At 70.0% G+C, this 12,941-nt stretch carries 9 protein-coding genes and 1 tRNA gene; 4 read left to right on the top strand and 6 right to left on the bottom strand.

The features are described 5' to 3' along the window. Window positions 1-23: 23 nt before the first annotated feature. On the top strand, window positions 24-584 hold the full coding sequence (locus IEX05_RS06830; RefSeq protein ID WP_188700614.1) for a thioesterase family protein: 561 nt from the start codon (window positions 24-26) through the stop codon (window positions 582-584). A 48-nt stretch (window positions 585-632) separates the two neighbouring features. On the opposite strand, the gene IEX05_RS06825 is transcribed toward IEX05_RS06830, so the two are convergent. The 4 genes from IEX05_RS06825 to ispG form a co-directional block, all read right to left on the bottom strand. Further along, window positions 633-705, bottom strand: a tRNA-Thr gene (locus tag IEX05_RS06825). A 93-nt stretch (window positions 706-798) separates the two neighbouring features. Then, on the bottom strand, window positions 799-2,322 hold the full coding sequence (locus IEX05_RS06820; protein WP_188700613.1) for an alpha/beta hydrolase: 1,524 nt from the start codon (window positions 2,320-2,322) through the stop codon (window positions 799-801). Next, on the bottom strand, window positions 2,319-3,470 hold the full coding sequence (locus IEX05_RS06815) for a DNA polymerase III subunit delta' (RefSeq protein WP_188700612.1): 1,152 nt from the start codon (window positions 3,468-3,470) through the stop codon (window positions 2,319-2,321). The genes IEX05_RS06820 and IEX05_RS06815 overlap by 4 nt, the downstream gene beginning before the upstream one ends. A 79-nt stretch (window positions 3,471-3,549) precedes the next feature. Beyond that, entirely contained in the window at window positions 3,550-4,698 is a 1,149-nt protein-coding gene (gene ispG, locus IEX05_RS06810; RefSeq protein ID WP_188700611.1) for a flavodoxin-dependent (E)-4-hydroxy-3-methylbut-2-enyl-diphosphate synthase, read from the bottom strand. A 209-nt stretch (window positions 4,699-4,907) separates the two neighbouring features. Between ispG and IEX05_RS06805 the strand changes: the two genes are divergently transcribed. The 3 genes from IEX05_RS06805 (at window position 4,908) to IEX05_RS06795 (ending at window position 9,828) form a co-directional block, all read left to right on the top strand. Then, a complete protein-coding gene (locus IEX05_RS06805) occupies window positions 4,908-6,842 on the top strand; it encodes an anthranilate synthase family protein (RefSeq protein ID WP_229661173.1) in 1,935 nt (644 codons plus the stop codon). A gap of 353 nt (window positions 6,843-7,195) precedes the next feature. Further along, window positions 7,196-8,608, top strand: coding sequence for a phytoene desaturase family protein (locus tag IEX05_RS06800; RefSeq protein ID WP_188700610.1), 1,413 nt, complete (start codon window positions 7,196-7,198; stop codon window positions 8,606-8,608). 245 nt (window positions 8,609-8,853) lie between these two features. Next, window positions 8,854-9,828 (top strand): zinc-binding dehydrogenase, encoded by a 975-nt coding sequence (locus IEX05_RS06795; protein WP_188700609.1) that lies wholly within the window; start codon window positions 8,854-8,856, stop codon window positions 9,826-9,828. Between the two features lie 259 nt (window positions 9,829-10,087). Here IEX05_RS06795 and IEX05_RS06790 read toward each other — a convergent pair whose 3' ends face one another. Together IEX05_RS06790 and IEX05_RS06785 are read right to left on the bottom strand one after the other, a co-directional pair. Further along, on the bottom strand, window positions 10,088-11,371 hold the full coding sequence (locus IEX05_RS06790; protein WP_188700608.1) for a M50 family metallopeptidase: 1,284 nt from the start codon (window positions 11,369-11,371) through the stop codon (window positions 10,088-10,090). Then, window positions 11,371-12,930 carry a Mur ligase family protein gene (locus tag IEX05_RS06785; RefSeq protein WP_188700802.1) on the bottom strand — a complete coding sequence of 520 codons (1,560 nt, stop codon included), beginning with the start codon at window positions 12,928-12,930 and terminating at the stop codon, window positions 11,371-11,373. Before IEX05_RS06785 ends, IEX05_RS06790 begins: the two co-directional genes overlap by 1 nt. Window positions 12,931-12,941: the final 11 nt, after the last annotated feature.

Genomic DNA, 12,941 nt, shown 5'->3' with positions numbered 1-12,941 from the left:
CAGCGGCGCTAACGTGGGCCCTCGTGAACGTACTCTGGCGCACCCTGATCATCATGCTCCGCGCGAAGCTGCGCCGCCGGCGCGAGGGGACCGTGCCCCTCGACGCGGTGACGCGGATCCGCCTGACGACGCTGCCGACCGACATCGACCTGCTCCGGCACATGAACAACGGCCGATACCTGTCGCTCTTCGACCTCGGCCGCTGGGACATGACCGCCCGCACGGGCCTCGGTGATGCCTTCCGCGAGAACGGCTGGTACGCCGTGGTCGCGAACGAGACGATCACCTTCCGCAAATCGCTCGAGCTGTTCACCCGCTTCGACATCGAGACGCGATGGATCGGACACGACGAGAAGGCGCTCTACATGGAGCATCGCGCCGTCGTCGACGGCGAGGTCTACGCGCGCGCGATCGTGAGGGGGCGGATCCTCCGCCGTTCCGGCGGGTCCGTTTCGCACGAGGAGCTCTTCAGCGCATTGGGTTTCGAGGGCGAGCTGCCCGAGGCACCCGAGTGGATGCACGTGTGGTCCGATGCGACGCGCCTTCCGGGCACCCGCCGGCCCGCCCCCAGCGTGTGGGAGTGACTGCACGACAACGCGGAAAGGCCCCGGTTACCCGGGGCCTTTCGTCTGAGCCACCTGTGGGATTCGAACCCACGACCTATTCATTACGAGTGAATCGCTCTACCAACTGAGCTAAGGCGGCATTCCCGCGCCGCGTGAGCGGCACGAGTATTGATGTTACTCGTTCACGCGGGCGTGCGCGAATCCTGGTCGCATCCCGGGCGTGCCGGATCCGTCACGAGCAGACGAGCCCCTCCTCCGGAAGGGTCCCGTCGACGAGGAAGGCCTCGACGGCCTCGTCGATGCACGCGCTGCCGGATCCGTAGGCCGTGTGCCCCTCGCCCCTGCGAGTCAGCAGCTGGCCCGACTCGAGGTCGTCGGCGAGCGCCTCCGCCCACGCGTACGGCGTCGCGGGGTCGCCGGTGGTGCCCACGACGAGAATCGGTGCGGCACCGGCCGCGGTGATCGGTTCGCGCACACCGCTCGGCGGCACGGGCCAGTACTGGCAGGGGTCGGCCCCGAGCATGTACTCCCAGGTGACCGGCGCGTGTTCGGAGAGGTACTCCTTGTCGGCCTCGTACTGCTCGTCGGTCTCGGTCGGGTAGTCCATGCAGTTGTACGCGGTGAAGGCCTCGGTCGAATTGGACAGGTAGCCGCCGCCCTGCGCCCGCTCGTTGTAGAAGTCGGCGAGGTACATGGCCATCTCCGGATCGCCGTCGGACGCGTTCGCGAGCGCCTCGGTCAGCGACGGCCAGTTCTGCTCGTTGTAGAGCGCCACGACGATGCCGAGCATCATCGCGTCGCCGCCCAGCTCTCGACCGTCCGCGGTCGGAAGAGGGTTGCGATCGAGGCGGGCGAGGAGCGAGGCGACGCCGTCGTACGCCTGATCGAGCGTGCCGCGGAACGGGCATGCCGAGGCCTCAAGGCAAGCCTCGAGATACGTGCCGAGGGACTTCTCGAACGCCACGACCTGCGAGCGCCCCACCTCGCTCGACGACACCGAGGGATCCATCGCCCCGTCGAGGACGAGGTTCCCCGTGTTCTGAGGGAACAGCTCGGCGTATGTCGCACCGAGGTAGGTGCCGTACGAGAAGCCGAGGTAGTTCAGCTTCCGATCGCCCAGCACTCCGCGCAGCAGATCCATGTCGCGCGCCGACTGTTCGGTCGTGATGAACGGCAGGATGTCGCCGGACGACTCCTCGCATCCGGCCGCGAAGGTCTCTGCCCCCGCCTCCAACTCGGCTTCCCACTCTTCGGATCCGCGCGCGCCCGACGGGATGTCGTACAGGTAGGCGTCCATGTCATCGGCGTCGAGACACGCCACAGGCGTGGACTCCCCCACCCCGCGCGGGTCGAAGCCGACGATGTCGAAGGTGTCGAGAAGGGCCTCACCGAAGCCGTCGTACCCGATCGACGACTGCACGTATTCGATCCCGGATCCGCCGGGGCCGCCCGGATTGACGAGCAGCGAGCTCTGCGGATCTGCAGGTCGATCGGCCGGACGTGTCATCGCGAGCTCGATCGTGCCGTCGGCGGGGTTGTCCCAGTCTCGCGGCGCGTCGATCGTCGCGCACTGGAAGCCGTCGGCGCAGTCCTCCCACTGCGGCTGCTGTTGGTAGAACGACAGCAGCTCCTCGGGAACCCCGTCGGTCACCGGCGGCTTCTCCGGCACCTCGGGGCGCGAGGGCTGCGGCGTGCAGGCGGCGGATGCGGCGAGCGCACCGACCACGGCGAGGGCAGCGAAGAGGCGGCGGATCACGGTTTCCTTCCGGTCACGACGGTCAGCAGGAGGCTCTCGAACGCGAGCGCCGGCTGCACGTTGCGCTCGAGCGCCTCGCGAGTCTCGGCGATGTGGTCGAGGATCGTGAGGGTGCGCTCGGCTGTCCATTTCTCGGCCTTGACGCGCATCTCCTCGCGGTATTCGAGGTTGATGAGCTCGCGGTCGCGGCCCAGTTGCAGGAGCACGATGTCGCGGAACACCGACTGCAGGTCTGTCAGCACCCGGTCGAGGCCGTCGCGCACGCTGCGCTTGGAACGCTTCTCCTGGTCGTCGGTGAGAGCCTTGAGCTGGCTGCGCACCGCCGGTGGGATGCGCGCCCCGTCGGCAACGCCGATCGTGCGCAGGAACGACGCGCGCTCGGCCTCGTCGCGCTCGGCAGTGAGCGCCTTCGCATCGTCGTTCGCCGCGGAGACGATCCTGGCCGCTACGTCGACGACGCCGCCCACGCCCTTCAGCGCCAGCACGTCCCGCACTGTCTCGTCGCGCCGTGTGCGCGACGCCTCGTCCGTCGCGAGCCGCTGCGCCATCCCGATGTGCCTCTGCGCATGGCGCGCCGACTGCTCCGCGAGCTGCGGATCCACACCGGTGCGTTCGACGAGCAGCCGCGCCACATCGCTCGTCTCGAGCTCGCGGAGCCGGAGCATGCGCACGCGCGATCGGATCGTCGGCAGCAGATCGGCGTCGCTCGGCGCGCAGAGGATCCAGATCGTCTGCTCCGGCGGCTCCTCGAGGGCCTTCAGCAGCACGTTCGACGTGCGCTCGGCCATGCGATCGGCGTCTTCGATGATCACGACGCGGAATCGGCCCGCGCTCGGCGCATAGTACGACCGTTCCACGATTGCGCGGGCGTCCTTGATCGTGATGATCACGCCCTCGGTCTTCAGAAGCGTCAGATCCGGGTGCGTGCCCGCGAGCACCTGCTTCATCGTCGCTTCATCGCGCTCGTCGCGCGCGATGAGCGCCGCGGCGAAGGCGCGCGCGAGCGTCGAGCGACCGGATCCGGGAGGGCCCGTCAGGAGCCAGCCGTGGGCGAGCTTCGAAGCGTCGGACGCGGCCTGCCGCAGCACCTCGACGGCAGCCTCCTGGCCGAGTGCGTCGCCCCAGGGAACGGCGGGTGCGGTGGTCATGGATCCAGCCTAGGCGCTACGTCCGACACGCTTCCGAGTGCGGTGCGTCCGACGCGGAGCGGCGCACCGCGCGCGGGGATCAGACGGTCACGACCTGCGCGGTGCCCACGCGGGCGTCGGGGCCCATCTCGTCGGCGAGGCGGTTGGCCTCCTCGATGAGGGTCTGCACGATCTCGGATTCGGGCACGGTCTTGATGACCTCGCCCTTCACGAAGATCTGCCCCTTGCCATTGCCGCTCGCCACTCCGAGGTCGGCGTCGCGCGCCTCGCCGGGACCGTTGACGACGCAGCCCATGACGGCCACACGCAGCGGCACGGTCATGTCCTTGAGCCCCTCCGTGACGTCCTCCGCGAGCGTGTAGACGTCGACCTGGGCGCGACCACACGACGGGCAGGAGACGATCTCCAGCGTGCGCTCGCGCAGGTTCAGCGATTGCAGGATCTGGTGGCCGACCTTGACCTCCTCCGCGGGCGGAGCGGAGAGCGACACACGGATCGTGTCGCCGATGCCCTCGCCCAGCAGGATGCCGAACGCGGTCGCCGACTTGATCGTGCCTTGGAAGGCCGGTCCGGCCTCCGTGACGCCGAGGTGGAGCGGCCAGTCGCCCCGCTCGGCGAGCATGCGGTACGCCTGCACCATGACGACGGGGTCGTTGTGCTTGACCGAGATCTTGAAGTCGTGGAAGTCGTGCTCTTCGAACAGCGATGCCTCCCACACGGCCGACTCGACGAGCGCCTCGGGCGTCGCCTTGCCGTACTTCTCCAGCAGGCGCCGGTCGAGCGAGCCGGCGTTCACGCCGATGCGCAGCGAGACGCCCGCGTCCTTCGCCGCCTTGGCAATCTCGCCGACCTTGTCGTCGAACTTGCGGATGTTGCCGGGGTTCACGCGCACGGCGCCGCAACCGGCGTCGATCGCCTGGAAGACGTACTTCGGCTGGAAGTGGATGTCCGCGATGACCGGGATCTGGCTCTTCATCGCGATGATCTTCAGCGCGTCGGCGTCCTTGTCGGTCGGACACGCGACACGGACGATCTCGCAGCCCGACGCCGTCAGCTCGGCGATCTGCTGGAGCGTCGCGTTGATGTCGTGCGTCTTCGTCGTGGTCATCGACTGCACGCTGACGGGTGCGTTGCCGCCGACCTTCACCTTCCCGACATTGATCTGTCGTGACTTGCGGCGGGGCGCGAGGGTCTGGGCGGTCGGCATACCGAGGTTCACTGCTGGCACGTGCATAAGACTACGCCGCGTGACCGACAAGGCTCCCCCAGTTGCACGGATCCTCAGGGAGTGTGTAGCGTCTGACGTGTGTTCACGAACCTCACCTGGTGGCGCGCCTCGTAGGCGGCCCGTTTCGTGAACCCGATTTTCAACGACCGCCCTTCACCGGCGGTCGTTTCGTGTATGCGGGACCGCCGCCCGACAGAAGAGAGACCCCCGTGGCCGACAATCCCGCCCGCCTGATTTCCGCGCTCGCGGCGGATCCCGAGCGTTCCTTCGCGCTGATCGCCCGCGACGGCGCCGAAACGGTCGAAGTCCTGACGGGCCCGACCGTCGACGTCGACAGGCTCGCCGACATCCCCCTCACGGACGCCGACGGATCCGCCCGCGAGGTGCTCGCGATGGTGCCCTACCGCCAGGTCGCCGAGCGCGGCTTCGAGGCGCACGACGACGGTGCGCCGCTGCGCTGCCTGCTCGTCGAGGACCACCAGCGGATCCCCGCCGCCGACGTGCTCGCCGAACTCCCCACGGCGCAGGTGCCGCTCACCGACGCGGGCTTCGACATCGACGACGACAGCTACGCCGAGATCGTGCGCACCGTGATCCGCGACGAGATCGGCCGCGGCGAAGGGGCGAACTTCGTCATCCGCCGCGACTACCGCGCGAACGTCAACGCGGATCCGCGCGTCGCCGCGCTCACCTGGTTCCGCGCGCTGCTCGAACACGAGCGCGGCGCGTACTGGACCTTCGCGATCGTCACCCGCGACCACGTCGCCGTCGGGGCCAGCCCCGAGGCGCACGTGACCGCGCGGAGCGACGGATCCGCGGCGCGCGTCGTCGAGATGAACCCCATCTCCGGCACCTTCCGACACCCCGCCGGCGGTGCCACCGTCGAGACGCTCAGTGCCTTCCTCCGCGACACCAAGGAGACCGAGGAGCTCTTCATGGTCGTGGACGAAGAGCTGAAGATGATGAGTGCCGTCTGCAGCGACGGAGGCCGCATCACCGGCCCGCACCTCAAGGAGATGTCGCGGCTGACGCACACCGAGTACGTCCTCCGCGGCCGATCGCAGATGGATCCGCGCGACATCCTGCGCGAGACGATGTTCGCCCCGACGGTCACCGGATCACCCATGCAGAACGCCTGCACCGTGATCCGCCGCCACGAGACCACCCCCCGCGGGTACTACTCCGGCGTCGCGGCGCTGTTCACGCCCACCGAGACGGGCCACGACCTCGATGCGCCGATCCTGATCCGCACGGCCTACATCGAACAGGGCCGGCTGCGCGTGCCCGCGGGTGCCACGCTCGTGCGCCACAGCGACCCCTACGGCGAGGTCGCCGAAACCCACGGCAAGGCCGCCGGCGTGCTCGGCGCGATCGGGGCGATCCCGCGCGCGCTGACGTCCGTGACCGGCGTCGACGAGGACGCCCCCGGATCCGCGCCGCGGCGCCTCTCCGAGGATCCGGAGATCGCCGGGCTGCTCGCCTCTCGGAACTCGCGCCTCGCGCCGTTCTGGATGGAGGAGCAGACCGGATCCGCGGCGAAGCCCCTCGCGGGGCAGCGCGCGCTCGTCGTCGACGCCGAGGACCGCTTCACGACGATGCTCGCCCACCAGCTGCGGCACCTCGGGCTCGAGGTCGACATCGCGCACTGGTCGGCCGTGACCGACGCGCAGATCGATGCGGCCGAGCTTGTCGTCTCGGGGCCCGGCCCCGGGGATCCGCTCGACACCGAGAGCGCCCGCGTCGCGCGCCTGCGCGAGGTCGTGTCGCGCCGCATCGACGAGCGCGGGCCGCTGCTCGCGGTGTGCCTGAGCCATCAGGTGCTCGCGACCACGCTGGGGCTGTCGATTCAGCCGCTCGCGTCGCCGCACCAGGGCCTGCAGCTGACGGTCGATGTGTTCGGCGAGCCCGCGGCGATCGGCTTCTACAACACCTTCACGGCTCGCGTGATGCCCGGCGTGACGCGCCTGACCCCGAGCGCGAGCCGGTGCACCGCGGGCGAGGTCGAGATCGCGGCCTCCGACACGGGCGACGTGTACGCGCTCCGCGGCGAGCGCTTCGCCAGCGTGCAGGGTCACCTGGAGTCGATCCTCTCGCGCGACGGCATCCGCACCCTCGAGCGCCTCGTCACGCACGCATTGGCGTAGGGTGCCGTGCATCAAGTGGGACACGGGGTGGGGCGTGTCCCAGTTAGTGCGGGAATAGGGGCGCCATACGCGCACTAAGTGGGACATATGGTGGGGCGTGTCCCAGTTAACGCCGGAATAGGGGCGTCATACCCGCATCAAGTGGGACACGGGCTGGGGCGTGTCCCACTTAGTGCGGGAATAGGGGCGCCATACCCGCAGCAAGTGGGACACGCATCAAAGCATGTCCCAGTTAACGCCGGAATAGCGGCGCCATACCCGCATTAAGTGGGACACGCTCCACCCCATGTCCCACTTATCGCCGGAATCGCCGCGCCGGGCTTCGGGGGCTGCGCGGGCCGTAGGGTGGATCCATGAGCGCATACGACGTGGATGCCGTGATCGTCGGATCGGGCCCCAACGGGCTGGTCGCCGCGGTGACTCTCGCGGAGGCGGGGTGGCGCGTCGTCGTCTACGAGGCGGCCGAAACGCCCGGCGGCGGGCTACGCAGCGGCGAGGTCACCCTCCCCGGTTTCATCCACGACTGCTGCGCGTCGAACCACCCCATGGCGATGGCGTCGCCCGCCTTCCGTGCCCTCGGGCTCGAGCGCGAGGGCCTCGCCTTCGCGCAGAACGATGTACCCCTCGGGCACGCGATCCGTCCCGGGGTGAGTGGCTTCGTCCGCCGAAGTGCGGCCGAGACGGCGGCGGGCTTCGGCGCCGATGAGAAGCTGTGGCGCGCGGTCATGGGGACGTTCGGATCCCGATGGCGGCAGTTGGGGCGCGCGATCGGTAACCCGCTCCGGCCGACTCCGGACCTCATCGCGCTCGGCGCCACCAGCGTGTGGCCGACGCCCTGGCTCCTCGGTCTTCTGCGCGACGAGCGCAGTCGCGCCGTGCTGTCGGGGCTCGCGGCGCACGCGATCGTCGATCTGCGCCAGCCCGCGACGGCGCTGGTCGGCGTGGCCCTCGGGGCGTTCGCCCACGGCGTCGGATGGCCCGTGGCGGTCGGCGGGACGAAGTCGATCGCCGACGCGCTGATCGCCCGGCTGACGTCGCTCGGCGGCGAGATCGTCACCGGAACCCGCATCTCCCGCATCGAGGAACTGCCGCGAGCGCGCGCCGTCCTCCTCGACACGTCCCCGCGCGACGCGCTCAAGATCGCCGGCCACCGATTCAGCCCCTCCTACGCGAACTCCCTGCATCGCATGCGCTACGGCGCCGCCGCGTACAAGGTCGACTGGGCGATCGAGGGCGAGGTGCCGTGGCTCGATGAGGGGATGCGCGAGGCCGGGTTCGTGCACCTGGGCGGATCCGCGGAGCAGGTGATCGCCGCCGAGCGCGACGTCGCGAAGGGCCGCATGCCCGAGGAGCCGTTCCTGCTGCTGTCGCAGGCGTCCAGGCTGGATCCGTCCCGCGCGCCGCGCGGGAAGAGCGCCTTCGGCGGATACGCCCACGTGCCGTTCGGCTTCGACGGGGACATCACGGAGGCGATCGAGGCACGGATCGAGAAGTTCGCGCCGGGCTTCCGCGAGCGGATCCTCGCCCGACACGTCACGGATCCGCGCGCCATGGAAGCGCTCAATCCGAACCAGATCGGCGGCTCGATCGACGGCGGCGTGCCGGATCTGTTCCAGCTGATCGCCCGCCCGCGGCTCAGCCTCAATCCGGCCGCGACGAGCGACCCCGGGATCTTCCTCTGCTCGGCGTCGACGGTGCCCGGTCCGGGCGTGACGGGCATGCCCGGGCGCCTCGCCGCGCAGCTCGCCCTGAAGCGCCTCGGCTGACGTCGGCCCCGCCTCCCCTGCCGTCCTCGCGGAACGCGATACAGCACCCCCGCGCGAGGCGACATCTCGCGTTCTCACGGACATCTCGCTCTGACGACCGGGGCGCGCGCTCAGAGCGCCCCACCCGCGTCGTCGGCGGTCGGTGATCACGAATGCCATTGCGTGCCCCCGGGAGGCCGCACCTTTTGGCGACTCTCTCAGCGTGGCGCGGGAATGGATGATGGCTCGTCCGCGCTGCACCCCGTATGCGTGCTTTGATTCACCACACTTTCGCCGAACCCGCCAGCGTTCTCCGCGTCGAGGAGATCCCGGATCCTGTCGCCGGGCCGGGCGAGGTGGTCGTCGCGATGACCGCCTCCGCCATCCACAACCACGATCTCCTCACCGTCTCCGGAGACTACGGCTTCACGCCGGACCTGCCCGCACGTGCGGGCACCGAAGCCACGGGCACGGTCGTCGAGCTCGGCGAAGGCGTCGCACACCTCGCGCTCGGCCAGCGCGTCACCGTCAACACCTTCGGCGTCTGGGCCGAGAAGTTCGTCGCGAAGGCCGCGGGCGTCGTCCCGGTCCCCGATGCGATCGCCGACGAGGCGGCGGCGCAGCTCATCTCGATGCCGGCGAGCGCCCTCGCGCTGCTCAACACCCTCGACCTCGCCGAGGGCGACTGGATCATCCAGAACGCCGCGGGCGGAGCAGTCGGCCGCCTCCTCGCGCAGTTCGCGAAGAGCCGCGGCATCAACGTGGTCGGCCTCGTGCGGCGCAGCGACGCCATCGCGGAACTGGCCGAGGCCGGAATCGACAACATCGTCGCGACCGATCAGGACGACTGGCGCGATCGCGTCGCCGAGATCACCGGCGGCGCGCCGATCGTGCGCGGAGCCGACTCGGTCGGGGGATCCGCGCCCGGCGAGATGCTCTCCGTCCTCGCGGACGGCGCCCGCCTCAGCCTCTTCGGCGGGATGGGGTCGTGGGATTTCGAAGGATCGATGAACGACATCATCTTCCGCGGCATCACGATCGACGGATTCTGGGGCGCGAAGGTGATGCCCGCCCTCAGCCCCGACGAGCGCACGGCCCTCTTCGGGGAGATCCTCACTAAGGTCGCGTCCGGCGCCATCACGCTCCCCGTCGAGGGAAGCTACGCGCTGACGGACATCGCGGACGCCGTCGCCGCTCACAACCGCAAGGGCCGCATCGGCAAGGTCCTCCTCCGTCCGTAAGCACGCCAGCATCCCCGCGAGATCGCATCGTTTTCGCGAAGGCGCACTGAACTCGATGCGACCTCGCGAAAAAGGTGAGATCTCGCGGATCCCGGAAGAGCGCCGGGCTCGCCCTCACAAGCCCGGCGGGGATCCGTGCGCGCCCTCCCCGCGAGATCGCACGGTTTTCGCGAAAGCGCACCGAACTCGATGCGACCTCGCGAAATCGATGCGATCTCGCGGATCCGGTCCAGCGCCGGCCGCCGCGGCGGCCGGCGGGTCAGCCGCCGAAGAGGTCGACCGGGTTGAAGATGTCGGCGGCGAAGAGAAGCGCGCTCATGCCGATCATCAGCACGACGACGACGAGCGTGAGGGGCACGAGGCGCGTCGCGTCCGCGGGCGCCGGCGCCGCGCGCCCCGTGATGCGGGCGAAGAGGCGTTTGAGGCCGTCCCACAGGGCGACGACGACGTGCCCGCCGTCGAGGGGCAGCAGCGGGATGAGGTTGAACACCATCAGCGCGATGTTGAGCGCGGCGATGAGGTTGACGAGCACGGCGAGCCGATCGATGATCGGCGCCTCGGTCGCGGCGACCTCGCCCGCGATGCGGCCGACACCGATGACGCTGATCGGCCCGTCCGGATCCCTCTCGCCGCCCGTGACGAGGTCGACGGCGATGTCGTAGAGCGTGACCGGCAGGTGCACGATGACGCCAATGACCGAGCCGACGCTGCCGACGGCTTCCTCCGCGCCGGCCCAGAGCGGCTGCCGCACCCGTTCGTATGCGGGGCTGAAGCCGACGAAGCCGACCTCGTCGACGACGGTTTCGCCGTCGGCGTCGACGTACTCGTTCTCCGCGAGGATCGGGGTGACCTGCAGGGTCTGCGCGGATCCGTCTCGGAGGATGTCGACCGCGAGCGGGTCACCGGGGTGGTCTCGGACGATCGCGGACGCCTCTTCGAAGCTGCTCACGGCGGTGCCGTCGATGGCCGTGATCGTGTCGCCCGGCAGCAGCCCCGCCTCGGCCGCGGGGGTCGGGGCGTCGCCGGGCGCGCACGCGGTCTGGGGCGAGCCCGCGGGCAGCACGCACTCGGACACCGTCGCCACCGTCGAGGTCGCCTGCGTGATGCCGATGCCGCTCAGGAGAACCGTGAACGCGACGATCGCGAGCACGAAGTTCATGAAGGGACCGCCGAGCATGACGACGACGCGCTTCCACGTGGCCTGGCTGTACAGCGTGCGGCCGGCGGCCGCGTCGATCGTCTCGTCGTTCTGCGCCCTGGCGTCCTGCACGAGCGTGGCGAACAGGCGCGGGTTCTTCCCCGAACTGGGCGGGTACATCCCCGCGATCGAGATGAATCCGCCCAGCGGGAGCGCGCGGAAGCCGTACTCCGTCTCGCCGAACTGCTTCGACCAGATGCGCGGCCCGAAGCCGATCATGTATTGGCCGACGTGCACCTTGAACAGCTTCGCGGGCACGATATGCCCCAGCTCGTGCAGGGCGATCGACAGGCCGAGGCCGATCAGCATGACGAGCACGCCGAGGATGAACAGGACGACGGTCATCAGTCGTTGTAGGGGTTGGGCCAGACGCGCTCGGGGGCGTCCCAGCCGGCTGCGATGAGCGCGCGGCGCGCGAGCTCGCGTGCCGAGTAGCCCCACTGCGTGCCCTCGATGTCCCGGTAGTTCTGGTGGCCGGGCCCGCACCACACGATGGCGTCGCCCTCGCCCGCCAGCGACACAGCGGTTTCGATGGCCGCCTCGGGAGGCGAGACCTCGTGCACCTCGTGCGCGGGATCCACGTCGCGCGCCGCGTCAACGAGCGTGCGCCGGATAGAGGCGGCGTTCTCGAAGCGGGGGTGGTGGTCGGTGATGACGGTGATGTCGGAGCCCTCGACCGCCGTGCGCGACATGTCGTAGCGCTTGGTCGCGTCGCGGTCGCCGTCGGCGCCGAAGAGCATGATGACCTTGCCGGGAGTCACGCGGCGCACCGCCGCCAGCGTCTTCTCGAAGGCGTCGGGCGTGTGCCCGAAGTCGACGTACACGGCCGGCCCGGCGGATCCGGACACCAGTTGCGTGCGGCCCGGCACCCAGGCGCGGATCCCGTCGCCGAGCGCGTCGGTGATGCGGTCCCACGCGTAGCCGGCCTCGAGCATCATCACGATGCCGAGTCCCGCGTTCGCGGCCATGTGCGCGCCGATGACGGGGACGGTCGTTTCGAGGGATCCGGCGGGCCCGGTCAGGCGGAAACTCGTGCCGGACTGCTGCTCGCGCGTCACCTCGACGATCCAATCGGCCTTCGCGAGCGCGCTCTCGGCGGCGATGCCACGGGTCGCGATGGTTGTGACCGGGATGTCTGCCTCGGCCGCGATCCGCTCCCCCGGCGCGGAGTCGAGGGAGACGACGGCACGACGGCTCCGATCGGCGTGGAACAGCGGCGCCTTCGCCTGGTAGTAGGTCTCCATGTCGCCGTAGTCATCGAGGTGGTCGTGCGTGAGGTTCGTGAACCCCATGATGTCCCACACCACGCCGTCGACGCGGTGACGGGTCACGGCCTGGGCGCTCACCTCGACGGCGAAGGCCTCGACGTTCTTCTCGCGCATGCGCGCGATAAGGGCATGCAATTCGCTGGCCTCGGGGCTCGTGAGACCGGCGACGACGCGCTCGCCCGCGACCACGCGCTCCGCTGAGGTCGAGGCACCGGCGATCACGCCGATCTGCGTGAGCATGCCCTCGAGCAGGTGCGTGACGCTCGTCTTGCCGTTCGTGCCGGTCGTCGCGAGAAGCAGGGGGATGTCGTCGGCGGTGCGGTAGACCGCCTGGGCGACGAGAGGCAGCGCGCCCCGCGGATCCGGGACGACCAGCACGGGCAGCCCGGCGGGCTCGGCGATCGACTCGCCCTCGGCGTCGGTGAGGATCGCCGACGCGCCGTTCGCCGCGGCCGCGGCGGCGAACTCCGCGCCGTGCCGGTTGACGCCGCGAATCGCGACGAACATGTCGCCCGGAACGAGATCGCTGGACGACACGGTCACGCCCGTCACCTCCGCGTCGCGGGACGCGGTGCCCCCGGTGAGTTCGGCGAGGTCGGAAAGGCGGCTGACGGTGGGCCGCTCGGGGCGCAGCATCGTGGGTGGCG

The sequence above is a fragment of the Microbacterium nanhaiense genome, assembly GCF_014646015.1.
Taxonomy (GTDB): Bacteria; Actinomycetota; Actinomycetes; order Actinomycetales; family Microbacteriaceae; genus Microbacterium; species Microbacterium nanhaiense.
This window is presented reverse-complemented; position numbering and strand designations above follow the sequence as displayed.

Excerpts from the sequence above, each read along its gene's own strand:
- IEX05_RS06815 (WP_188700612.1), bottom strand. The coding sequence starts at position 3,470 with ATGACCACCGCACCCGCCGTTCCCTGGGGCGACGCACTCGGCCAGGAG.
- IEX05_RS06800 (WP_188700610.1), top strand. The coding sequence starts at position 7,196 with ATGAGCGCATACGACGTGGATGCCGTGATCGTCGGATCGGGCCCCAAC.
- IEX05_RS06795 (WP_188700609.1), top strand. The coding sequence starts at position 8,854 with ATGCGTGCTTTGATTCACCACACTTTCGCCGAACCCGCCAGCGTTCTC.
- IEX05_RS06790 (WP_188700608.1), bottom strand. The coding sequence starts at position 11,371 with ATGACCGTCGTCCTGTTCATCCTCGGCGTGCTCGTCATGCTGATCGGC.
- IEX05_RS06785 (WP_188700802.1), bottom strand. The coding sequence starts at position 12,930 with ATGCTGCGCCCCGAGCGGCCCACCGTCAGCCGCCTTTCCGACCTCGCC.